Origin of the sequence: Ruegeria sp. 6PALISEP08 (assembly GCF_001238295.1) — a bacterium.
Classification (GTDB): Bacteria; Pseudomonadota; Alphaproteobacteria; order Rhodobacterales; family Rhodobacteraceae; genus Ruegeria.
On sequence record NZ_LGXZ01000014.1, the window covers coordinates 52,472 to 76,973 of the forward strand.

Genomic DNA, 24,502 nt, shown 5'->3' on the forward strand with positions numbered 1-24,502 from the left:
CGGGAAGGCAAACCCGGTGCGGCCTTTATGATCTTTTCAGCAACCCACCGATCGCCGTTGCTTTGACTGTTTGATCAACCAGTCCGAAAAGACCTGAACCGCTTCATTTTTCTGCCCTGTTGGAAAAGCGACGTAATAGGCGCTGCCCGACACGTTCGCGACCTGACCAATTTCGACAAGCGCGCCCGAGGTCAACTCGGCCTCGATCAGATAAGACGGCAGGATTGCAGCCCCCAACCCGGCCACGGCCCCTTCAATCAGCATCGAAAACTGATCAAAGCGCATACCCGGAAAGACAGCACGCGCATCCAACCCCAGACTGGCATGATAGTCCGACCACTGCTCGGACCGAGAGGTGAGATGCAACAGCGGCAGATCGAACACATCTCGTTTCTCACCGAGCCCCGCGCTGCCCAACAGCGCAGGCGCAGCGGTGACCACCAGATGTTCCGGGAACAGCTTGCGCAGCCGAGCACCCGGCCAGTCGTCATGCCCGAAGTGAATGGCAACGTCCACGCGTCTTTCTTCAAGGCTGAACGGCGTCGTGTAGGAATGTAGATCCAGTTCGATCCCCGGATGCAATGCTTTGAAACCGGCGAGGCGTGGCACCAGCCACCGCGTCGCAAAGGTAGGTAGCACGGCCATCGTCAGCAATGTTGCACCATCCCCGGCGGCAATGGCGCGGTTGATCGTGCCACTAAGTCGTTCCAGATCGCCGGCCAGTTCCGCGCGCAACGCGCGTCCTGCTTTGGAAAGCCGAACCGCGCGCCCGACCCGTCGAAACAACGTGACGCCAATCGCCGCCTCCAACTCGCGCACCTGACGGCTGACAGCGCCTTGCGTGACGCCCAGTTCTTCCGCCGCCATAGTATAGCTTTCGTGACGTGCGGCGGCTTCAAAACTGCGCATCAAGGCAAGAGACGGAAGAGCGTTGATCCGGGGCATAAAATCCATGAGCATTAGTCACAGAAAAGATACCTATTAAGGTGTTTTTCTCAAGTAAAATTCACACTAGTTTCAAGCTGAACTTCAAAGGAAGTGCCATGCTGTTCCAACGCGCTGACCGGTTAAACGGTATCGAACTCTCCGAAATCGTGCAGATTTCCGAGGCTGCTGCCCGCCTGCGCACGGAAGGTCGCGATATTGTGGCGCTGTCAACGGGTGAGCCGGATCTGCCCACGCCGCCCCACGTGGTCGAGGCGGCCCATGCAGCGGCGCAGGAAGGCAAGACAAAATACCCACCAACCGCAGGTGTGCCTGATCTGCGCACCGAGATCGCTCGTCAGGCAGGGGTCGAGTTGGCGCAAGTCATCGTGTCGACCGGCGCAAAACAGGTAATCGCAAACGCAATGTTGGCCAGCCTGAACCCAGGTGACGAAGTCATCATGCCTGCGCCCTATTGGACCAGCTATTCCGATATTGTCCGCATGGCAGGCGGTATGCCGGTTGTTCTGCCCTGCCCGATGGAGCAAGGATTCAAGCTGCGGCCCGATCAGCTTGAGGTCGCAATCACACCCCGCACCCGCTGGCTGATGCTCAACACGCCGTCGAACCCGTCCGGGGCAATCTACACGCAGGATGAGATCACCGCCCTGACCGCCGTATTGGCACAGCATCCGCATGTCTGGGTTCTGGCAGATGAAATCTACCAGCACCTCAGCTTCGTCCCCTTCGTTTCCTTAGCCGATGCCGCGCCTGGGCTTGCCGAGCGTATGTTGATCGTCAATGGCGTGGCAAAAGCCTGGTCCATGACCGGCTGGCGCATCGGTTGGGGGATCGGGCCTGCTGAACTGATCAAGGCAATGGTGGTCGTGCAAGGCCAAGTGACCTCGGGCGCGTGTTCGATTTCGCAATGGGCGTCACTGGCCGCCATTACATGCGACCCAACCCTGCTGGCAGAACGCTGCGACCTCTTCGCCCACCGCCGTGATCTGGTGGTTGCTGGACTGAACGCGGTTCCCGGGCTGCGGTGTGACGCGCCTGACGGGGCCTTCTATGCTTTCCCCACTTGCGCGGAATTGCTTGCAGATAACGGCGGACCCTTCAAAAATGACGCTGACTTCTGCGCCTGGGTGCTGGAAGATGCCGGTGTCGCTGTTGTACCCGGTCGCGCCTTTGGTTTGCCCGGACATTTCCGCCTAAGCTTTGCCTACGCACAAGATACAATTGCAGCTGGTCTTGAACGCCTTATGTCGGCTGTAGAAAGGAAACTCTCATGAAACCACAATCCCGTCCGCAGCTTGGCCCTTTCACCTGGGAAGACCCGTTCCTGCTGGAAGATCAACTGGCCGAAGACGAGCGCATGGTGCGCGATTCTGCGCGTGCTTATGCGCAGGACAAACTGCTGCCCCGCGTGACCGAAGCCTTTGCCAAGGAAGAAACCGATCCCAATATCTTCCGCGAAATGGGTGAGATGGGCCTGCTGGGCACCACAATCCCCGAAGAATTTGGCGGCATAGGATCCAGCTATGTGACCTATGGCCTTGTGGCGAGTGAAGTTGAGCGTGTCGACAGCGGCTACCGCTCGATGATGTCCGTGCAGTCCAGCCTGGTGATGTATCCGATCTATGCCTATGGCACCGACGAACAGCGCCAGAAATACCTGCCGAAACTGGCCAGTGGCGAGTTTATCGGCTGTTTTGGCCTGACCGAACCCGACGCGGGCTCGGACCCCGGCGGGATGAAGACCGTCGCCAAAAAGACTGAAGGGGGGTATGTGCTGAACGGCTCGAAAATGTGGATCTCGAACGCGCCGATCGCGGATGTGTTTGTGGTCTGGGCAAAATCCGAAGCGCATGACGGCAAGATCAAAGGCTTTGTTCTGGACAAGGGCATGGCGGGACTGTCCGCGCCCAAGATCGAAGGCAAACTGTCCCTGCGCGCCTCGATCACCGGTGAGATCGTGATGAACAATGTCGAGGTCTCGGAAGACGCGCTGTTGCCCAATGTCGAGGGACTCAAAGGTCCGTTCGGCTGCCTGAACCGCGCACGTTACGGTATTGCCTGGGGAACCATGGGTGCGGCCGAAGCCTGCTGGCACGCGGCCCATCAATACGGGATGGATCGCAAGCAATTTGGGCGGCCTCTGGCGCAGACCCAGCTGTTCCAGTTGAAACTTGCCAACATGCAGACCGAGATCGCCCTTGGCCTACAGGCTGCCCTGCGTGTGGGTCGCCTGATGGACGAAGCCCGCGCCGCCCCTGAGATGATCAGCCTGATCAAACGCAACAATTGCGGCAAGGCACTTGAGATCGCGCGTCACGCCCGTGACATGCATGGCGGCAACGGCATCAGTCAGGACTTTCACGTCATCCGGCACATGGTGAATCTGGAAACGGTGAACACCTATGAAGGCACCCACGACGTGCACGCGCTGATTTTGGGGCGCGCGCAAACGGGCCTGCAAGCCTTCGCCTAAGGACAGTCAACATGGATCGCGCAGCCATTGTGCACGAAAACTTCCTGCGTCGCGTGGCGGCGCGGGATTTCCCAGCGGGTAAGGCCCCAGCTGGTCCTCTGACCCAGACCGAAGCCGTGGGACTGTATCGCGCACAATGCCTTAGCCGCGCGTTGGATCGGCAAAGCCGCGCGATGCAGAAAGCCGGTCAGGGGTTTTATACCATCGGATCTTCCGGGCACGAAGGAATAGCAGCTGTTGCAGCCGCCCTGCGTCCGACTGATCCTGCCTTTCTGCACTATCGCGATGCTGCCTTTCAGATCGCCCGCTCCGATCAGGTGCCGGGACAGAGCCCGACCTGGGATATTCTGTTGTCCTTCGCCTCATCCTCAGAAGACCCGATCAGTGGCGGACGGCACAAGGTTCTGGGGTCCAAAACGCTGTGCATTCCACCGCAGACTTCGACCATTGCAAGTCATCTGCCCAAGGCAGTGGGCGCGGCCTATGCCATTGGCGCGGCCCGCCGCCACCGGCCTGAACATGCTGATATGCCTGACGACGCGATTGTCTATTGTTCCTTCGGTGATGCCTCTGCCAACCACTCAACCGCGCAAGGGGCGTTCAACACTGCGCAATGGACCTCCTACCAATCAGTGCCCCTACCACTTTTGTTTTGTTGTGAAGACAACGGCATCGGCATCTCGACCAAAACGCCGCGAGGCTGGATCGCAGCGACCTTCGAGAACCGGCCGGGATTGAAATACTTCAGCTGCAACGGGCTTGATCTGTTCGACACGTTCCGTGTGGCGCAAGAGGCCGCAGACTATGTGCGCCGCCGCCGCAAACCCGCCTTTCTGCACGTGCGCACCGTGCGCCTTTACGGTCATGCCGGGGCCGATATGCCAACAACGTATCTGCCAAAATCCGAGGTTGAGGAGGAAGAGGCCAACGATCCTTTGCTGCATTCGGTCCGCCTGTTGGAGCAATCTGGCGCGATGCAACCCGAAGACGCCCTGCGTGTCTATACCGACACCTGTGCCCGCGTCGCACGCGTGGCTGACAAAGCCGTAACCCGTCCACGCCTGAAAACGGCAAGCGACGTGATAGCAAGTCTAGTCCCACCCACGCGCCACTGTGCGCCGACCAACGGTCCTACCCCCGAGCAAAGGGCCGAGGTCTTCGGTGGCGATCTCAAGGCGCAGTCCGAGCCTCAGATCATGTCACGCCTGATCAACTGGACCCTGACCGACCTGATGCTGGAACACGCTGAAATCGTGATGATGGGCGAAGATGTTGGGCGCAAAGGCGGTGTCTATGGTGTGACGCAAAAATTGCAGGCCCGCTTTGGCCCCGACCGGATGATCGATACGCTTCTGGATGAACAGTCGATCCTTGGCTTGGCAATCGGCATGGCACAAAACGGGTTCATTCCCATACCTGAAATCCAGTTTCTGGCCTATCTACACAACGCCGAAGATCAGTTGCGCGGCGAGGCGGCCACCCTGCCCTTCTTCTCAAACGGTCAGTACACAAACCCGATGGTCTTACGCATTGCCGGGTTGGGGTATCAGAAAGGGTTTGGCGGGCATTTCCATAACGATAACTCGGTCGCAGTTCTTCGCGACATTCCTGGCCTGATCCTGGCTTGCCCGTCGCACGGAGCTGATGCCGCGCGGATGCTGCGTGAATGCGTGCGGCTTGCGCGCGAGGAGCAACGGCTTGTCGTGTTCCTAGAACCCATCGCGCTCTACCCAATGCGCGATTTACACGAGGTGGGCGATGGCGGATGGATGCAGACCTACCCCGACCCGTCCGAACGCATCGGGTTCGGAGAGGTCCGCGTGGAGGGCGACGGAGATGATCTGGCCATCGTAACCTTCGGCAATGGCGTCTATCTCAGCCATCATGCGCAAAAGGCGTTGCAGGCGGATGGTATCAAATCCCGGATCGTCGACCTGCGGTGGCTGTCACCCCTGCCGAAGGATGCCTTGACCCATGCGATAGCCGGGGCCAAACGTATCCTGATCGTTGACGAAACGCGCCACCATGGCGGTGTGGCCGAGGCGCTGATGGCGCATTTTCATGAATCCGTAAATGTACCACTGGCCCGTATCACCGCCGAAGACAGCTTCATCGCAACCGGCCCGGCCTATGCCGCCACAATGCCGTCCAAAAACAGCATCGAGGCCGCAGCGCGGCGCCTGATGGAGACCGAGGTATGAGCCAAGAAAAACAGACCGCCGTTGTTATCTGCCCCGGTCGCGGAACGTATAACAAACCCGAACTTGGTGTGCTGGGGCGTCACTTCTCGGACAACGCGCTGCTGGCCCACTTCGACCAGATGCGCAGCGCACAGGGCCAGGAAACTCTGACTGCGCTGGACGGCGCGACGCGGTATTCGGTTGCAAAACATACGCGCGGCGATAATGCCTCGGCCCTGATCTATGCCGCTACGCTAGGCGATTTCCGCGCCATCGACCCTGAAAAGATCGACGTGGTGGCGGTGACAGGCAACTCGATGGGCTGGTATTCGGCCCTGGCCTGCGCTGGCGCGTTGATCGCCGAAAGTGGGTTCGAGGTGGTCAACACCATGGGCACGCTGATGCAGGACAACATGATCGGTGGGCAGCTTGTTTATCCATTCCTGAACGCGGATTGGCATCCGGATCCAGTCCGCAAGGCCGAGCTTTTGGCTCTGGTCGATCAGATCAGCGGAACGGATGCAACGCTGACCCTGTCGATTGATCTGGGTGGAATGCTGGTGTTGGCAGGGGATGAAGCCGGGCTGGCTGCGTTCGAAAAAGCCGTGCCAGTTGTGCAGGATCGATTTCCCCTGCGCCTGGCCAATCACGCGGGCTTTCATTCAAACCTTCAAGCCCCCGTGGCCGCGCAGGGCCGCGCGCGACTGGGCGTTGACCTTTTCCAACAGCCCGATCTTCCGATGATCGACGGCCGCGGTCAGATCTGGTGGCCCGGAGCTTGCGACACGCACGCGCTTTGGGATTATACGCTGGGTCATCAGGTCACAGAAACCTACGACTTCACCCAGGCGGTTGCACAGGCCGCACGTGAGTTCGCGCCAGACCTGTTCATTGTCACCGGCCCGGGCACCACGCTGGGCGGGGCTGTGGCACAATCCCTGATCCTCAGCAACTGGGATGGGCTGTGCGACAAGACTGCCTTCCAGAACAATCAGCGCGAAGCACCTTTTCTGGTTTCAATGGGGATGGACGATCAAAGGACACTGGTCACCTAGCCTGACGCCTCACCTTGAAGGCGCCAATGGCTGAGAGGTTGCTCTGGTTAGAGGCTGACAAGTTTGTGCTGACCGTCAGAGCCTAGGAAACTCGTTTGACCAGACCCAAACGCCGCCTGAAAGGCTTTGTCCGTCTTGGCCCATTCCAGCAACGCTTTGGCCTCTTTCAGTGCGTCCGGTCCTGTCGGGGCAGCAGCGATGGCCGCAAGTATCTGCCGCAATTTTGAGCTTTTGTCTGCCACGCTCGCCCCGACCTCAAGCACAAGACCCACAACCGGAGGCGGGGTATACACATAATCCGCATCGGATTGCGCCGCTATACGGGCTTGTAAGGCCGGAACGATGTCGACCGTGTCATGGACATAAGTCCAACTGGTAGACAGCCCCTCGATCATGGGATTGTCAGTCCCGGCCAGCATCGTGATTGGCGTGGTTTTGTAGATCACGATCGGTTTGCCAGCCGCATAAGCGATAGAGGATTCAACAAGACTGCCCCCGTCAGGCACGCGCCCATCCATGTTGAAAACGAGACATGTGCACCGACCGATCAACTGATAAATATCCAGCGAAAAAGTGACTTTGCGCACAATCGAGAGCGCGATTTGCCCTTCCTGCGATGAAATCTGGGGATCAAGAAGCAACGCCATCAACTTGCCCACTTCAAGCCCGTCTCGCTGCGGCAGATAAGTTGTGAACCCCCCGGCCTCAAGCACAGCAGCAATGTTCTGCTGCTCCCAAAGATCCCCGACGCTGAACATCGGCCCCGAGCAATACACGATCTGTTCTGACATTTGAAAAAGCTCCACAAATTGAGTTCATGAATTTACGGAAGTGAGGACACGGGATGCCTTTTGCGCATCCGGAGTATCCGTCCCTGGTTCCAGCGTCTTAAGAACGGTCGCCAACCGATTTCTCGTGGTCCGATCTTCGGACCCAAGTACGTCGTCCAGTGTCAACAACGCGCGAAGCTCTAACGAGCTGGCATGATTGTCGCGCGCCAGGTCCACGGCTTCGGAAACGCTTTCGACTGCCGCTGTGCGGTCGCCCATCGTCGCCTGAACCACTCCTAAAAGGCGTTTCAGTTCCGCATCCCAGAAATGCTGACCCAACATCGCCGACATCTGTCCGCCCGTTTTCAGTACCCCCAACGCAATTTCGGGGTTGCCCTGATCCGCCTGCGCGCTGGCCATAATGGAAAATCCCAGCCCAACGGCAGATTGGCTGCCACTGCCTGACAGGATACCAAGCCCTGCTTCGATATCTTGCAGACGTTTTGCGGGCGGATCGACCTTCTGACCGGCGCGCAGCAGCAGGCACAACCCTTGCCAGAACGGTATCCCGAGGTTGGCGCAGAACATCACGGTTTCATCTGCGACCTCGTAAGCAAGTTCCTCATCCCCACGGTAATGATGGATGAGCGCAAGATAAGACCGTGCGGCGGCCAAGCTGAGGGCGGATTCGAGCCCCTCGGCAAGGGCAACTCCCTGGCACGCGCGTCTGAGACCGGTCTGCGCGGCCCCCAACCACCAATGCGACGCCGCAGCAGCCCCATAGGCCACGACACCCTGATCGGTTCCGACACCATAAGTCACATTTGCAAAATCATCGGGTTGATACAGCGACACCGCCGTTTCTGCGTGGTCGAGCGCATCTTGCACATCGCCGATCTGAAACTTCGCATTCGCAAGCGACGAATGAGCCCGAAGCAGCCCAATGCGGTGATTGGCGGGTTCTGACCAAGACAAAATCTGAAGTGCAAACTCACAGGCTTTACCGCAATCGCCCTTCCCAATCCAATATGCTGCCAAACCATTAAGCGCCGAGGACCGCTCGTCATAATCGTTCAGCGTTTCTGCAATGCTCAGAGCGCGCTCCCACACCGGAACGATTTCATCTGACCCAAACCCTCGCACTCCCATCAACGCGTTACCCAGCAATATCTGCAGTGACAGCTCAGAGATGTTCCGTTCGGGCGTTTCCGGCGCGCCTTCCAATGCCTCAAGCGCGCGTCTGTAGAGTGTCGTGGCATCCTCGACCGCAGCCTGTTTCGCGGCACTCCGACCCGCTTTTTTGAACCATTCCGCAGCTGGACTGAATTGCTCGGACTCAAGCAGGTGGTGGGCCACCACAGACGGGTTCATGGCCCCCTGTCGACTGAACTGGGTCATTAATTGATCCGCTGTCGCTGCGTGAAGGGTCTTTCGTCTTTGACGTAGCAACGTGCCATAAGCTCCATCTCGGGTCAGGGCGTGGCGAAAGAAATAATTGCTTGGTTGCCTCTCATGCTGCCGGATCAGATCGGCACCCAACAACTGATCAAGCGCCGCCTCCAATCCGTCGGCGTCCAGTTCCGAGACCGCTGCAAGAAGCGCCTGGTCAAACGCCTGCCCCAAAACAGAAGCCACCTGAGCGGTGCCTTTGGCATTTCCCGGCAGGCCGTCAAGCTGTTGCATGACCAGGCCGTCAAGCGACGTCGGAATCAAGGAATGATGCCCGGCCTCATCACGCAGCGCCTGGCGCGTCAGCTCCTCCAGAAACAGCGGCACACCCTGCGCACGGTCGATCAATTGCTCCACATCCCCAATGCTGAGACGCTGCGTGTCATCGATCGTCCGAATAAGCTGTTGCGCATCCGTTTCGGCCAGGGACGGCAGTTCAATCGTGTGGCCAATAAGCTTCTTTGCGATACCGTCATTGGCGTTTCGCGAGGTAACAAGACACAGGAACCTTGCGGGAATGTCCCGTTCCAACATCAGGTTCAGCAAGTCAATCGTCGTCGCATCGCTCCAATGCAGGTCTTCACACACCAGCACAACGGGACGTTGAGTGGACAGAAACTCGATCCAATGTACCAGAGTTTCCAATGTCTTCTTACGCAGGCTTTCGGGGCTTTCGCTCCCCAGAACCGAGGTTTCGGGTGCCCGAATCCCCAGAAGGTTGGCGATGACCGGAAACGCATCCGCGGGCCTGTCTTCCCAGGTGGCCAAACCGTCTTTCAAACGGGTCGCGGCGTCTTCGGTTTCCTGCGGGTCCGCAATTCCAAGACTTTTCAGTGCCAGTTCGATGAATGGATGCAAGGCCGCACCTGTTTGAAGCACGTCGCACCTGGCCTCAAGCCACGTATGGGGCGTTTCGGCCAAGCTTGCCTGAAACCTGTCGACCAAAGTACTTTTGCCCAAGCCCGGTTCAGCAAAAATGCAAACGCCCGACCTCTTCCCATCCAGAACAGACTCAAATTCTGACTTCAGCCTAGCCAGCTCCTCGTCACGGCCAACCAGGGTGTGCACCGTCCGCGGCACTGGACGCTTCGCTGCTGTGGATTGGTGCAGGTGATGAAGGACAACTTTGTTCGCAATCCCCTTCAACTGAATCGGCGGCTGCGGTCGCGAAGCGAACTTTCCTTTCAGCAGATCCAACGCAGATTCACTGGTGAAGATCGTGCCCGGCGATGCCGCTGATTGAATGCGTGCAGCAACGTTAACTGTTTCCCCCAACAGGATATCGCCCAGACCGTCGCTGTTTTGCCCTACAATCACCGGTCCGGCATGGATACCTACGCGCGCCTGCAACGGCTCTTTCAGGTTGGGTTGCCCAATTTTCCCCAATCCTCCCAACAACTCGAAAGCCGCGCGTACAGCTCGCTCCGCATCGTTTTCCTGCGCCCGCGGGTATCCGAAATAGACCAGAAGCCCATCCCCCAGATAATTCGCTATCTTTCCACCGAATTTCTCGAAGGTCTGAGTTCCAAATTTCTGAAACGCCAGCATCAGGTTGGCGAAATCCTCGGATTCCATTTTTGTGCTCAACGCTGTCGAGCCGACAACATCAACAAATGCCAGGACAAGCCGCCGCCTCTCACCGCTGAGTCCAGAATCTTTTTGAGTACTGGCGGAGGTCTTCGCCATAAGGTCACCTGCGCGCAAAAAACGAGAAAACAGTTCAGTCAAAATCCATGTATTGTTCAAGCAAACACGCAAAGGTGTCACAAGGTCAAGTTTTGTGATAGATCAAAGGACTAGTCAGACCTCGTACCGAAGTAGGAATTCGAGGCGTTAAAGCGTTATTAAAACATGTATTGGGTGGATTATGGGCGACATCAGATATGTCTGTCTTTCAGATATGCATTTCGGGGCGGATAACAGCATTTTAACCCGTCTGAACGCAACCGATGGTCAAGTAGACCCGATGCACCCCAGCGATGTTTTGATTCACTTGGCTAACTGCCTGAGACACCTGATCAACGAAAACTCAGGCGACCGTCTGCCAACGCTCATTCTGAATGGCGACATTCTTGATCTGGCCTTCAGCACCGAAAATGTCGCTGCAATGGCGTTTCGACACTTTCTTGAACTGACCATGCCGGAAGACCCAGCCGCCCGGCTTTTCGACCCCGAGATTGTATTCATTCCCGGCAACCACGACCATCACCTTTGGGAAACCTGCCGCGAACGCCAATATGCGGATTCCCTGAGTTCCGCCGATTGGAGCACCCCTCTGCCCACCCCGCCGCACATCACACCGATGCGCGACCCGGAAGGGGTGCCAAGTTATTTTGTTAATGCAATCACCCACAGCCTCCCCTGGCTGTCAGAGACGCGGATCAAAACCGTTTATCCAAACTACGCCATCACGTCAGGCGACAAGCTTATCGTGGTCAGCCACGGGCACTTCATCGAAGACGCGTATCTGATGGTCAGCGAGTTTGCGGATCTCCTCTACCCCAAGACAACTCCACCCGAAACGATGGAAGCATGGGAGGCCCAAAACTTCGCCTGGATCGATTTCGTCTGGTCCGTTTTGGGCCGTTCCGGGCATATCGGGGTTGACGAAGAAAACGTTTATAATACTGAAAACAGCCCGAAGGCGATTGGATCATTGCTGGGCAGTGCCGCGCGAAATCTGGTTATGAAAAAGGGCGGCGCGACCGGAAAAACACTTGCCAATGGCGTTGGCGAAATGGTCAGCGCGTTGGTCTCCGACTATTTTGAACGTGGGCAGACCAATACCTTACTCAGCGACGACGGAGCAGGCGTCAAACGGTTCATGCGGGTTCCCGTTCAAGAACAAATAAAATCAGAAATCGACCCTAGCGTTCCTGCAAGCGTTTCTCTTGTTTTTGGCCACACGCACAAACCTTTTGAAGCGATCATGCCGTTGGAGGATTTCTTCGTGCCAAACTTCGCCGCCTATAACAGCGGCGGTTGGGTCGTCGACAGCCCGGAAGTCAAACCGCTCATCGGAGGCGCGATTGTGTTGATCGACGATGACGCCAACCTCGCTTCACTGCGTATGTATAACGAGGGTCACAACACATCGGATTACCGCGTTTCAGTCCAAATCGCCGAAACACCGGAAGACGTGGATAACCCGCTGTATACGCAACTGTCCAAATCCGTCGCCCCCCAGAATTGGCCTTGGGCGGATTTTTCCAAAGCCGCTGCTGTAGCAGTGAAACAGCACAACACACGTCTGGCCGATTTTCTAAAACACTCAGGTGGTACGGGTTAGAGTCAATGGGCGTTCGATTGCGCGGGCATCACGAAACTGTCCAAGCAAAGGTAGAAAGATCAACAGAAAAAGTCTCTCATATTTCAGATTAAAATGGCGCCCGGGGCGGAATCGAACCACCGACACGAGGATTTTCAATCAAGTTCCCAAACGTGATTTCAATGGGTTACAACAAAATTCATCACTTCGCGTATAACTTTTGCAAATCAAAGGGGCGCCCTGAATTCAAGATATTGAAACTATTGCAAAAAACAAAGTGCGCCGACGCCAACCTGGGCGAGCGGACGAAACCAACTCTGTAAGTGACCGCTCCAGCCGGCCTAGAGACAGCAGGAGCGTACGTGACGAGAGGAATGCACGCTCATCAGAAAGGTCAGCAATCACATAGTCAATTTCTTCCGTTTTGATTGAAAGCCAATCCGCATTTGTGAAACCCGTACGCGCGGATTGGTGTGATCACAAATTGGCTGTTCATGTTTAAAAATCGCCGTTTTGATCATCAAGGAGCTTCAGATGAGACTTGCAGCGTCACAACTGCACGAACCAACGATCCTGCTACAGGCGAACAGCGCCAATATGTATCCCGGCGAAGCCGAAGAACGGGCCCTAGTCTGACTGATCAGTCATAGATTTCTACTGCCCGCGCATCCATCGCATATGAAGTTTCGATATTGGCTTGGCCATCTACATAGTTGAGCGATTGGGATCGACTAAGTGCCCGCATTTCTCCGCTTATCCAGACTGGCTTATATAATTCATCGATTTCGAAGCCTTGTTCGTATCGCACATAGACCATCTGATTAGCTGGAGGTGGTGGTGTGTGGATGCAGGCTCCAACTGTCGGAACCAGAAGGAATTCGACCGCCTTCTGGTCGACAATGTCCAGGGGAAGTAGATAGCCAGGAAGACGCACGTTCTCCCCCAAAAGATCAAGATTCGGTTCGCGCGAAGCAATCAACCGTTGGTTCATCACAATTTCGCGTTGTTCAAACAACCAATCTGGGTCAAGGCCTTGAGATACGAGGTCTTCGCGGATCTGAACCGCTTCGGCGCGCTTCTCGTCATCCGCAGTGTCCGAATTCAGAACCTCAATCCGGTAAAGCATGGCCAACGCATTGATCTGAGAATATTCTAGGGTGGCAAATGGATCGTGGTAAGGCCGCTCTTCAGGAAGGAGATCTTGCCAACTTATGTTGCGCGGATCCGCTGCAAGAAGAGGCCCCGCAATCGCAAGGGCGAATAAGATATTCAGAAAATACGTAATGGTCTTCATTTCAGCGGGTCCTCTTATTCAAAGCCGCACCGACAGTCCGTCTGATAGCGTCATACGGTACACCCTTAACGCAGGTATAATACTGGCAAGAAGACCAGAGCAGAAAACGACGGCTATGAGAAGAACCTCGCGAAAACTCGGCAGGGCAACACCGATGCGAAGCCCAAAATTTGCGGCAAGAATCGGATCTATCACGAGCGTAAGGACGCTGAGTGCGACTGTTCCAAGCACGATGCCGGCCAACAACACTAAAACGGCTTCAAGCATGATCAGGGAAAAGACACCGGCTGGTGTTGCGCCCACGGATCGAAGGATCGCAAATTCACGCCGCCGGTTGTCGAGCGAAGCAGACAACATGACCACCATGCCGATCATTCCAGCCACTGCCACAGCGCCTGCCATCAGACGGAGCGCAGTCTCGGCCGTGCTGGTAATCGACCAAAGTTGCAACAGCGCGACATTAGGGAGAACAGCAGTCAGTGCCTCGTCGCGATGATCTGCCAGTTGCCGTTGAATTGAAAGCACCGCCGTCTTCTCCTCAAGTCCGGCAAAAATCGCGTTGATGGTCTCTGGTTCATGATCATGGCCACCGTGATCGTGCCCGCCAGAGGTCCTGGCAGCTTCCGCCTCGTCTTCATGGTCGCTTTCATGGACATCACTGTCGTCATGATCCTGATGCCCTTCTTCGTGCTCGTCAGGCTCGCCGTGCTCCGCATAGTCATCGTCTTGTCCATGGCCGTCGCCGTGATCCACATGCCCGTCCGCAAATTCGCTGTCTGCGTGATCTTCGCTAGGGGAATGCTCGGTGTCATGGTCTTCGTGTTCTTCGGCGACTTCAGGTGCATCGACCAAAACAAACGGGTCCGCACCCTCTGATGCAGGTTCTTCGTGTAAGGCGTCAAAACCCTCGAGCGAGACAAAAACCATTCGGTCAACGGCCGTCCCGGTATGCCCCAGCACGCCGGTCACTGTGAAAGGCGCTTCGTCGTGAACATCAAAGGCGACTTCCCCTGAGCCATGGGCATTCACGATTTCAGTACCTGACGTGTACCCGAAAGCCTGAGCAACTTTTGCTCCAATCACTGCGCCATCTGGAGACTTAAACGGAACACCTTCAGCAAATATCAGCTGCTGGCCGCCACTATGACGAAAGTGGTCAAAATATTGCTCGGACGTTCCGATCACGGGATATCCACGGTGGTTGTCACCCATCATGATCGGCACTGTCCAGCTTACCTGGGGCAGATCTTCGATCATCTCGTAGCTGTCCCAGCTGATACCAGCGCCTGTTGTGCCTACACCAAAAACCGTTGCCATCAGGATCTGCACATCGTTTCCGCGTGCCGCAATGATCAGGTCGATACCTGATGCAGAGTTGGCAAAACCCGCTCGTGCCTCTGTTCGCAGTCGTTCAACGCCAACAATCAAAGCCACGCTCAAGGCAATGCTAAGAACAGTCAACGCAGCGATAAAGCGGCGATTGAGAAGGCTTTTATAACAAAGATTGAACATCACGTTTTGCCTGCGTTCAGCATCGGCAAGTCAACGCTCCGATCGAAGTGTTTTTCCAGGCTGCGATCATGGCTGACAAATAACAAACTCGCCCCTGATGCTTTGCATTCCTTCAACAACAACTGGACAAACGAGCCTTTTGCGTCCTCATCCAAAGCCGAGGTGGGTTCATCCGCCAAAACTACTTCAGGCGCCCCTATCAAAGCACGCGCCGCCGCAACTCGTTGTTGCTGCCCAACACTCAGTGCGCTGGCAGGTCGATTGATCAGCTCAGCATCTTCAAGACCCAGCTCACTTAGCAACCGTGTGGCGGTAGCCTTGGGGTCTGGCCCCGATCGATTGCGACGTTGCGCTGAAAACCTGCAGGGCAGCAACGTGTTTTCAAGCGCACTGAGCCAAGGCAAAAGATTAAAGACTTGGAAAACAATCCCCAAATGATCCACGCGAAAACGGTCACGATCACCTCCGGCCAAAGCCCCGACATCCGTGCCCGCGACGCGAACCGCGCTTTGCGGCACATCGATCACGCCAGCAATTGCCGAGAGCAACGTGGTCTTTCCGCTGCCACTGGGGCCTCTCATAAACACGCTTTCCCCGGCCCCAAGATCAAAGTCATCGATTGAGAGCACCGGGTCGGGTTGACCGGGCCACCGAAACACCAAGGATTTGAGTTCGACAGTTTTCATTGATGACACAGATGCTTTGGTCCGGTTTTTCAAAGATAATTGAGCTTCTTGGTGACCCAGAAAAGGATCTCTGCCAAAACCCCAATGGCTCCGGCCTCGTCTGTCTTAACCAAAGCTGTTCCTGACGTTCCAAATTGCAAGGAATTACTGTCTGCATCTGCAGGTAGTTCAACCAATACGATGTAGCTGGATATCCCGGCTAGTTCCCGCAATGAGGGAAGCCCTGATCTTAGATCAACAGTACCTTCGACAGTTCCGACCGGAAAATCGGAAATACGGCCGGTAATTTCTCCACCGGGTTCCGTTCTTAGTGCAAGCCGGATTTCGTCACCGACCGAAACATTGGCACGACTGGATTGGGGCAGAGTAGCAATTATTGCATAGTCTCCGGGTTCGACAAAAGTTATTGCGCCTTGTAGCGGAGTAGCGCGGTTACCTGGTCGTAGTGATACAGCCGTGACAACGCCGTTTCCCGGCGCTTTTACAACTGTTTGCTCTAAATCCCAAAGAGCTTGCGCAAGTGTCTGTTCGGCCTCCACAACACCTGCGTCACGCCCGTCGATCTTCGCGGCAATACGCCGCTCAAGGCTTTTCTTCCGGGCTTCGGCTGCGCGGATATTCGCGGCCAACTGGTCGATGGTTGAGACAGCCTCTTGCAGTTGGAACGTGGTTGATGCCCCGCGTTCTTCCAAACGGATGATGTCATCACGACGCTGAATTCCGAAGGTCAACTGAGCAGTCAATGAGTCAATCTCTGCCTCGGCGGCTGATAAATCTGATACCAGTTGATCGGCAGATGACTTTGCAGTTTCCAAGACGGCTTCGAGCCGGGAAACCTCGGCTTTGTACACCTCATTATCTATTCTAAACAGAGGCTCGCCTTTTGCGACTTCCTGGTTTGGCTCGACAATGACTTCTGTAACCGTGCCGGCCACATTCGGAGCAATATTCGTTGAAACACCCTGAATGGATACCGGGCCAGTCGGAGTTGTGTGGTTCAGCGCACCGATGACCACCAGAGCGATAACAGCAGCTACACCGTAAACCAGAGTTTTCCAGAACCCATTCCAGGGGAGAAGATGAAACTTGGAAAAGACCAGCCAGACTATTCCAAAGTAGAGGCCAAGTACGATTAACAAGACTTCATTCCTTCGTGATGTTTCCGGAAAGTTCGAACGACCACCCGAACTTACGAGTGATCGCCCTGTTTGTCATGATGACTTAATTGTCACCTTGCTCTTCCAACACTTTGCGGTTGGCTTCACGATGGCGCCACGCCGCGCCCATACTCTCTTTCAGATTTTCGGGAAGCGCTTCCAGAGGAACAACAAGGTCGTCATCAACTGGCCACTCGGTCAGCAGCTCAGGATGATATCCCTCGGGATAGTACAGCTTAGGATCGATCTCCATATCGCGCACGTAGGGTTCCTGAATGTCTTCGCGTCGATGGGGTGGCTTCGGCACGATCAACTGACCATTGCTAAAGTCAAACTGCGGCGCTCGTGAGTTTGGAAAATCAGGCAATATGCCTTCGCGAACCCATATTTGATCTTTGGTGACGTTCACAACGATCCCGTCCGGCGCTCCAAAGTGATAAGGGCCTTTCCAATGCTCGCGGATCTCCGCGACGGTTTCCTCGATCTGATAGGGGTCATAGCTCATGTGAGTGTTCATCAGAAGCCTGGGTTGCACCAAATTGGCAATGTAGCCGGCCGCATAACTGGGCGTGTGATGGGTATCGACGGTATACCGCCCGAGGAATGGCGGCACGCCTTGAACTCCAGAGGAGATTTCGATGATTTCCTGCTGCTGTTCCGTGACGAAGACATCACAGCCTTTGGCGAAAGGAATGTCGATCATGTTGGGTCGACCGTCACCTGTCCAGATAAAGCACATGCCATTCCAATCCATCCGGTATCCGGACGCACCGTCCTTGGCATGGCTTCTTTGCCAGTGTGTGACTTTGACCCCGTCTTCATCATAGATCACGCCGCCATTATCACGGAAATCAAATTCGTTGACTTCGATGTCCCAACCTTTGCCAACGGGAAAGACGCTGAACGCATCCCGGTGCCAGCCGGTCATCATTTTCATGCCTTCTACCATAGTTGCGGTGCCGTACTCTTTGGTGCGGCCGGATGGACCGTGGACCGTCAACTGCTCGTGCCATCCACCGGCCCAGGTTCCGAACATCCACAGGTACGGCAACCCACCAAAGTGGTCTACGTGCAGGTGCGTGATGAATACATCGGTAATTTCATTCAGTGCATATCCACTGGCAATGATGTTCGCTGGTGAGCCCTCACCAATGTCAAACATGAAAATCTTACCGTTACCCAGCTCAACAAGAATCGCCGTGTTCATTTGCCCAGGGCGAATGAACGGGGCAGATCCCATGAAGATAATTCTCATCTCGTTGGGCTGTACATCTTCGGTGCGTGGGAACCAGTTTGCCGCACTTTTCAACCACGGTTGAGGAGAGATGCCCTCAAAGGTCAGACCCTCTTTCCAACGTCCCATTGGGACGCCGCCAGTCAGTGCAGCCTCAATATCTTCTTGGGATGAGGGCTCCTGTACCGGAGGAGCCTGACCGAACACACTTGTGGCGAACAATGTCGCCGCGGTGGCGAGTGCGCTGAGTGACTTAATTGACTTCCTCTGTCTGTTTTGCAGCATATTTTCAGTCCTTTGTTCGAGCCTTGGTGAATATGGGAACCACTTCTGAAATGGCTTTCGGGACAATCTCTGAATTGGTGAATCGAGAGAGATGCTCGGCGATTTCCTCGGCCAGCCCGTCTAGGCTTTCGGTGACAGGATCGATCAGACATGGTGACGTCTGCTCATTGACCTTCCGGGCCCTCTCCAACTCGGTTGAGAGCAACTCGAAGTCACCGCAAAGTGCCTCGAATTCACGATGGTTCTTTCGCATGACGCGGATGCGGTTGATTTGGTCCGGGAAAGCAAGCTCTAGTAAACTGATGTCCGTCATTGCCCCGGCGCCTAATCCCTCTCTGGGCGCCAGCCTGAGGGCACTACGCGCAACGCGGAAGGGTTACACCGTGAAATTAGGGTGACATTCAAATATTCATTTGACAGTATAGAGTTGAAAATACAGAGAAACTTGAAGTTTCAGATGCCCGACAGAGAATTGACCCTTGATCCGGAACGTCACGCGACCCGTGTGAAGTACGCGCTAGACCAGGTATTGGCGAGTGACATATTTGGCAAGGCGGAACGCCTTCGGAATTTTCTGAGCTACGTTGTCGAAGAGGCCATTGCGGGTAGGTCCGAAGCTATTCTTGGCAAAACGATCGCTCAGGATGTTTACTTCAAGAGTTTTGCCAGTGATGACGGCCACATCAACGTTGTTCGTGTGGATGCGGGGCGGTTACGGCGAAAACTTCAGCAGTACTATGAAACGGCAGGTGCTGGAGACGATCTGCGCATTCATATTGATAGCGGCGGCTACGCGCCTTGGTTCGAGGACCGCTCTGGCACAATTCAGAGCAATGTTGATCATACGCCATTCAGGCCAGGATTACCCTGGCTGATTGGCATCCCTGCTGCCACCATAGCGATCATTGCTCTTGCCTACGTCTTGGGCGGGCGCATGGAACAGATTGTTGATCTAAACCCAAAGACATCCGCGCGCTCACTTGAGCGACAGGCTCTATCCGCTAAATCACCCGCTGTAGTACAGGCGTCAAACTACTGCGATCAAGCCCGGGGCCTGCTCTTTCCAATCGCATCTATCGATAACCAGATCCTGGCCAGCGACATATTTAGAATGGCAATAAATGAGGCTCCCGATTTTTACTGTGGATATGCTGGATTGGCCCATAGTCTGGGAACCCGGGCCCTTCAAACGCGAAGCGCGGAAGAGCGTGACGCGCTGATACTGAATTCAGGACAAATGGCACAGAAAGCTGTGGACATTGCGCCCTCAAACGGCTGGAGCCAATCCGCAATGGCATGGGCATCATACGTCTCTGGCGACTATGGCAGTGCATCGGAATATTCAGCGCTCGCCCAGTCGCTTCGCCCCACAGACGGAAATGTTCTGGACTTTCGCGGCCTGATATTGCTGGTTCTGGGTCGTTTTGAAGAAGCGTATGACGTCAGTGACCCAAGCCATCAGCGAGATATTGGAAGCCATCGGTTTGCACACAGGAACATTCATGCAGTTGCCAGCTTTCACATTGGAGAGTTCAGGGAGGCAATCGCGTCTCTGGAATTTGCGAGTGACAATGGTGACCCTGTCAGCGCTCTCTCTTTGGTTTACTTGGCGGCCGCCTATCAGAGGTTGGGTGAGACAAATGAAGCAGAGGAAACACTGAATCAACTGAAACAGTCCTGGCCTGAGTTCAGGCCAGATTTGGTTCTGGGTGCGTTTTACTCCAGCCCAGATTTGTCGGAAGAAGTGATTTCCGCCTTAACGGATGCGGGATGGCGGTTTTAAGATATACCCTTTCGAGCCATGACTGGAGACAGGCCCACGTAGGTACAGTGTGATTTGCCGCCAACACAAGCGAACATACCTTGGTAGTGTTCTTGAACGCCGAAAGCGGTCATCGGAATTTGTTGTAGCTAACGGCAGCTTTGTCCGCTCTTTGCCCATTCACAGGCACCACGGCTGGCGTCGGCTTACAAACAACATCCGCATTGCTAATCTCGTTGCCCTTTCATCGAAGAAATCCGACCCCTTCTACGACAAACCAGCGTTTGTCGGTGACGGAGGGAAGTTCGAGAGTTGCTTTGCCGTATCTCGGCGAAATGAACCATTCACCTTTGCTCGAATGCCAGACCCAAGTGCTCTTTGACGGGTTACTGACTTCCCCTGCCACCATTCCGGCCAACTGCTTATCGATTGCAGAGACGAATTTCTGACGACGCTGATGAGACGGCTGCGTGGTTTTGGGCTTTTCTGCGGCTTCCAGATTGAATTGCTTTTCAAGTGCCATAGGAATCTCCTTTGTTACCCCAACGGCGTCCTGTGGCTCACGGTTGCAGACAAAAGGTTTAAGAACTGAGCACGGCGGTTTAGAAAAACACTTACACTTAAAAAAGAACACTTCGTTCTCTGGCGAACTGTTCCGATCGTGTGTTCAGATGTGTTTTGGGCTAAACTCGCTTTCATGACCATCGAACCCAGACTGGACATTATCGGCGCTGCGCTGGCCGACCCCAGCCGCTCACGTATTCTGTGCGAGTTGATGGACGGTCGGGCATTCACAAACAAGGAGTTGGCCTGCGCTGCGAGTGTCAGTCCGCAAACGGCAACCGCACATCTCAAGCAACTTGAGTCAGCTGGCTTAACGTCTTCCTTGCGCAGTGGACGACACGTATATCACCGGATCGCCAACGAAGACGTTGCTGGCGTCCTTGAAAAACTGGCAAGCCTTTCACCAACCGATCACCTCTCCCGGAACCGCAAGACCGCTTGCGACACACTTCAACCATTAAACTACTCTTGGCAGGTCTGGGGCTCTATTCTCTTTATTGGAGTTGGCATGGGTGCCATCTACCTCCACCTGCTCAATTTCGGTACAAACGAAGTTGGTGCGTCGACGGCTTCCTTGTTTGCCTATCTCGTACCGATACTCGTTGCGGTCGAAGCCGTGACTCTAAGGGGCATGGACCTTCAGCTGTATCAAGGCATCGGCGGCGTGCTGATAATCGGCGGCGTTCTGATCGCAACCCGGTTGCATCTTCGACCAACAGCTGCGGACCATCCGCCTCATTGATGCGGATGTTTCCAGAGACGATGATCAATCCGGCAAGCCAGCTTCCTGAAGATCACTGACAAACCTGTCACGATCACGTTGCTGAAAGTTCTCGAATGCCAGGCGGACCCGCGAACATGTCATATCGGGGCGAATCTCCTTACTCTGACGGACTATCAGCCTTGCCTCTTCTATGCGGTGTTGTCGTATCAGAATTACCGCCAATACATAATGCCCAAATGGGCCAACTGACCTCCCTTCCAATGTTGTTCTTGCGCAGGCTTCAGCTTGTTCCAGATTATCAAGGAGGTAGAGGCACATTGCTTTTGATAACAATTTAACCTTGAAGTACGGTCCGGACGGTCCAAACCGGGTTGCTGTCTCAAAATGCGCCAGTGCCCGTTTCGCCTGTCCATTTACAAGCTGCGTGTACCCAAGTACCAGATGAGCGTTTGCTGCGCTTGGGTTGAGACTGACTGCAAGTTCAGCTTCTGCTATCGCAGCATCGCGCCGGTTGTACAGAGTATAAGCCCGGGCGAGAGTGGCATGGGCGAAACTACTGTGTTCATCCAAGGCTACAGCGCGCTCTGCGTGATAGAGTGCACGTTCCTTTGCCCCTTTGCGGTCATCAACCTGGACGAAAAACAGCTTTCGAAGCTCGGCATTTGCCATAACGGCATGCGCAAGCGCATAGTCCGGCGTCATGTCGATAGTCTTGGATAAAATGTCATTTGCCTTCTGGGTATCTTCGTCCGTGAACTTGAACAGATGCCACAGAGCTTTTTGAACCCTGTCCCATACATTGACCTCACCACGTTTCAGACGGGCTTGCTCTCGCAAGTCGAACCGCAGCTCCCAGTCGATATGCCCGACGACGGCCGCGGCGATTTCCTCTTGCAAGGAAAAGACATCCTCAATTTTGTGATCCAGGCGATCGGCCCAAAGGTCATGCCCATTCGATGTATCTACCAGATGGGCGGTGACGCGAACGCGATGGTCATCATAGCGCACACTGCCCTCTACTAAATAATGTGCCCCGAGGCGTTGCGCTATTTCCTCACCGGACAAAGAAGAATCTTTGAGTAACTTGGTCGAGGTAGGTGAGACCACCGACAGCCAATCCACCTTTGCAAGTTCGGTAACAAGTTCCTGGTTGATGCCCTGCACAAAGCCATTGCCGTCGGTTTGTCCACTGAGATTGTCGAAGGGCAACACTGCGATTACGGGCTTTTGCGGTGCCGGAAGCTGAGTGACCATACGATCGAACAGACGGTCTTTTTCTGCCGGTGGCTCAGTTTTTGGTGCAAGCGTTTCGGTTTCAGTTTGGGAACCGGACAAAAGTTCATGCGTTGCCGGGATTTGGAACACCGGTCCGTGCCGCGGCCAATCAACATTGTTGAGCGTCATATAGTCTTTGAGATTGTGTGCTGCGTACAAGAATGCGTGGCTACGCGCGCTGACGCTGATCTGCTTGTGTGCAAAGTTAAGTCCCACCGCGACGCGTGCCAACAGGTATTGGCTTTCCATAAAACTTAGCCGATGGCTCTCGTGGCGTTCAACCCAGCTCATCGCTCCACGCCGCAGAGTTCTGACGAACTCTACGATCCCAACATCATCCTGCCACAGCCCCAACGTGTGGTGTTTTGAATGAAAGAGCCCGAGATCATCAAGAATGGCATCCCACTGGGCTGGCACGCAGTTTCCGCGTCTCGCCAACAGGTACGCCAACTCGAAATATGCGTGATCATAAAACAGGAACTGCTTGTCTTGGTAAAGCGCCAGATCGATCAGGTAATAGTCAGGATCACTGCTTTGATGTGATCGTACCAGAACATTGTAGCCGTGAAGATCTCCATGTAGCCGGCCTTTGGCCGCTCGGATGCTTAGTCGGTTTGGCAAGTTCTCGTCGCAGGCAAATGCCAATGGGTTTGGGTACCAATGTCCTTCAAACATAAGGCACCGCTCGTTCGGATCATGGCCGCAAACATCGGAAAGGAACTGGTGTAATCGACCTGCCTCAGGATCCAGTCTGTATCCGAGCCATTCAGAGAGCAATTCCCGGGGTGAATGCATACCCGTTGCCATCTGGTAGTCAGAATTCCAATCGTCAAGAAGGCTTCGCGAGAGCCGCTTTAGGACGTTCAAAGCCAGCTCGTAACCACAATCGTTCCAAGGAAGAGAGTATTCCAGCCCTTGCGCCACGACCGTTGAAAGGATCGCGATCTTGCATTCGTGTTCCAGCGAGTTGACGATGCGAGCCATATGTTTGGATCCGAATGCTGGTATTGCTTCGAACGCCTCAAGGTGTCTTTGGTTTTCAGTCTTTTCTTGCCATTCCGGATCGGGAAGTGCGTCAAGTTTGAGAATTGCCTGACCGCTGAAGGTATCGCATGTGATGTCGACAATATAGACAAGAGCGCCAGACTTGCCTGCACTTAGTTGTCGGTGAAAGTAGATTTCACCCTTTACCGACCAGCGGTCAGTTATCAATGGCAGAAGCTCATTGTAGGCTTCCGGCCAAGAGAGATCGTCGATGGCGGGCATTAACAACACTCCGCAGAAGTACCGCCAAGGACTGTGTAATTCTGCGCGGCGGAACTGTCCTTTTGTATGATACACATGCAAACGCGTGAACCAAGTCGTTTGGATGCACTGGTCATAGTTTTCTGCGCGATGGTTGAGCCTGCCCAGTGAAAGCTCAATGCACCGCAAGATGCTCGAATGTCCGCTTTTGAGCAGTTGTGAAGCAGTCTTGACGCATCGGTGAAGTTCTCCTTTGGGCCGTTTGCCACCCTCGGCCCAAAGTTCTCGGACGGGAGCTTTGTCCGCATTGCGGATAGTGATCGGAATGGATCGGGTGTCTGCGTGGACTTCAAAGTGGTCTTTCGTGCTAAGTGCACCAAATGGCCAAGCAGCTGATGTACTCTCGGCGTAACGAGTTTGTTGCCGCGCGGGGGTGGCCACATCTCACCTGACATAGCAGTCAAAAAGTCCAGATACCACGCGCTTGGTGTGCGCGGGGTATAAACAAAATTGCGCCGCGTCCGGGTGAGGCCGGGGGGTTGGGTGCGACATTCCGACTCGGCAGATGCTTGGCGGGGTCTTTCAGCGGATGCCGAGCAATGCGAAATCCCATAAGGGGGCAGA

18 protein-coding genes are annotated in these 24,502 nt (G+C 55.0%); 7 read left to right on the forward strand and 11 right to left on the reverse strand.

The window, feature by feature from the left end; all coding sequences use genetic code 11:
* Positions 1-36: 36 nt before the first annotated feature.
* Entirely contained in the window at positions 37-954 is a 918-nt protein-coding gene (locus ALB80_RS17990; RefSeq protein WP_172677915.1) for a LysR substrate-binding domain-containing protein, read from the reverse strand.
* Positions 955-1,043: 89 nt separating this feature from the next.
* Here ALB80_RS17990 and ALB80_RS17995 point away from each other — a divergent pair, with 89 nt between their 5' ends.
* Genes ALB80_RS17995 through ALB80_RS18010 form a run of 4 tightly spaced genes read left to right on the forward strand, consistent with a single transcriptional unit; the run spans position 1,044 to position 6,653 of the window.
* Complete coding sequence (locus ALB80_RS17995; RefSeq protein WP_050605485.1) at positions 1,044-2,219, forward strand: pyridoxal phosphate-dependent aminotransferase; 1,176 nt, start codon at positions 1,044-1,046, stop codon at positions 2,217-2,219.
* Positions 2,216-3,418 (forward strand): acyl-CoA dehydrogenase, encoded by a 1,203-nt coding sequence (locus ALB80_RS18000; protein ID WP_050605486.1) that lies wholly within the window; start codon positions 2,216-2,218, stop codon positions 3,416-3,418. The genes ALB80_RS17995 and ALB80_RS18000 overlap by 4 nt, the downstream gene beginning before the upstream one ends.
* Positions 3,419-3,429: 11 nt before the next feature.
* On the forward strand, positions 3,430-5,619 hold the full coding sequence (locus ALB80_RS18005) for an alpha-ketoacid dehydrogenase subunit alpha/beta (RefSeq protein ID WP_050605487.1): 2,190 nt from the start codon (positions 3,430-3,432) through the stop codon (positions 5,617-5,619).
* Positions 5,616-6,653 (forward strand): ACP S-malonyltransferase, encoded by a 1,038-nt coding sequence (locus ALB80_RS18010; RefSeq protein WP_050605488.1) that lies wholly within the window; start codon positions 5,616-5,618, stop codon positions 6,651-6,653. Before ALB80_RS18005 ends, ALB80_RS18010 begins: the two co-directional genes overlap by 4 nt.
* A 47-nt stretch (positions 6,654-6,700) precedes the next feature.
* Here ALB80_RS18010 and ALB80_RS18015 read toward each other — a convergent pair whose 3' ends face one another.
* Together ALB80_RS18015 and ALB80_RS18020 are read right to left on the reverse strand one after the other, a co-directional pair.
* On the reverse strand, positions 6,701-7,444 hold the full coding sequence (locus ALB80_RS18015) for a nucleoside 2-deoxyribosyltransferase (protein ID WP_157054249.1): 744 nt from the start codon (positions 7,442-7,444) through the stop codon (positions 6,701-6,703).
* Between the two features lie 24 nt (positions 7,445-7,468).
* Positions 7,469-10,558, reverse strand: coding sequence for an AAA family ATPase (locus ALB80_RS18020; RefSeq protein ID WP_157054250.1), 3,090 nt, complete (start codon positions 10,556-10,558; stop codon positions 7,469-7,471).
* 181 nt (positions 10,559-10,739) lie between these two features.
* Here ALB80_RS18020 and ALB80_RS18025 point away from each other — a divergent pair, with 181 nt between their 5' ends.
* On the forward strand, positions 10,740-12,161 hold the full coding sequence (locus tag ALB80_RS18025) for a metallophosphoesterase (protein ID WP_157054251.1): 1,422 nt from the start codon (positions 10,740-10,742) through the stop codon (positions 12,159-12,161).
* A gap of 619 nt (positions 12,162-12,780) precedes the next feature.
* Here the strand turns inward: ALB80_RS18025 and ALB80_RS18030 are convergent.
* The 6 genes from ALB80_RS18030 to ALB80_RS18055 all read right to left on the reverse strand — a co-directional run bounded on the left by ALB80_RS18030 (position 12,781) and on the right by ALB80_RS18055 (position 18,621).
* The gene (locus ALB80_RS18030) at positions 12,781-13,434 is read right to left on the reverse strand and encodes a DUF3299 domain-containing protein (protein ID WP_050605492.1); all 654 of its coding nucleotides are present in this window, start codon (positions 13,432-13,434) and stop codon (positions 12,781-12,783) included.
* An 18-nt stretch (positions 13,435-13,452) separates the two neighbouring features.
* Positions 13,453-14,946, reverse strand: coding sequence for an FtsX-like permease family protein (locus ALB80_RS18035; protein WP_050605493.1), 1,494 nt, complete (start codon positions 14,944-14,946; stop codon positions 13,453-13,455).
* Entirely contained in the window at positions 14,946-15,632 is a 687-nt protein-coding gene (locus tag ALB80_RS18040) for an ABC transporter ATP-binding protein (protein WP_050605494.1), read from the reverse strand. Before ALB80_RS18040 ends, ALB80_RS18035 begins: the two co-directional genes overlap by 1 nt.
* 29 nt (positions 15,633-15,661) lie before the next feature.
* Positions 15,662-16,771: an HlyD family secretion protein gene (locus ALB80_RS18045; protein ID WP_050605495.1), complete on the reverse strand. Its 1,110-nt coding sequence runs from the start codon at positions 16,769-16,771 to the stop codon at positions 15,662-15,664.
* An 82-nt stretch (positions 16,772-16,853) separates the two neighbouring features.
* On the reverse strand, positions 16,854-18,308 hold the full coding sequence (gene gntH / locus ALB80_RS18050) for a guanitoxin biosynthesis MBL fold metallo-hydrolase GntH (protein WP_253276916.1): 1,455 nt from the start codon (positions 18,306-18,308) through the stop codon (positions 16,854-16,856).
* A 4-nt stretch (positions 18,309-18,312) separates the two neighbouring features.
* Entirely contained in the window at positions 18,313-18,621 is a 309-nt protein-coding gene (locus ALB80_RS18055; RefSeq protein ID WP_050605497.1) for a hypothetical protein, read from the reverse strand.
* Between the two features lie 144 nt (positions 18,622-18,765).
* Here ALB80_RS18055 and ALB80_RS18060 point away from each other — a divergent pair, with 144 nt between their 5' ends.
* A complete protein-coding gene (locus ALB80_RS18060; protein ID WP_050605498.1) occupies positions 18,766-20,091 on the forward strand; it encodes a tetratricopeptide repeat protein in 1,326 nt (441 codons plus the stop codon).
* 223 nt (positions 20,092-20,314) lie between these two features.
* On the opposite strand, the gene ALB80_RS18065 is transcribed toward ALB80_RS18060, so the two are convergent.
* Positions 20,315-20,593 (reverse strand): hypothetical protein, encoded by a 279-nt coding sequence (locus ALB80_RS18065; protein WP_253276917.1) that lies wholly within the window; start codon positions 20,591-20,593, stop codon positions 20,315-20,317.
* Between the two features lie 174 nt (positions 20,594-20,767).
* Here ALB80_RS18065 and ALB80_RS22520 point away from each other — a divergent pair, with 174 nt between their 5' ends.
* Positions 20,768-21,376, forward strand: coding sequence for a metalloregulator ArsR/SmtB family transcription factor (locus ALB80_RS22520; RefSeq protein ID WP_050605499.1), 609 nt, complete (start codon positions 20,768-20,770; stop codon positions 21,374-21,376).
* 24 nt (positions 21,377-21,400) lie between these two features.
* Here ALB80_RS22520 and ALB80_RS18075 read toward each other — a convergent pair whose 3' ends face one another.
* Positions 21,401-23,899: a tetratricopeptide repeat protein gene (locus ALB80_RS18075; RefSeq protein WP_050605500.1), complete on the reverse strand. Its 2,499-nt coding sequence runs from the start codon at positions 23,897-23,899 to the stop codon at positions 21,401-21,403.
* Positions 23,900-24,502 lie beyond the last annotated feature (603 nt).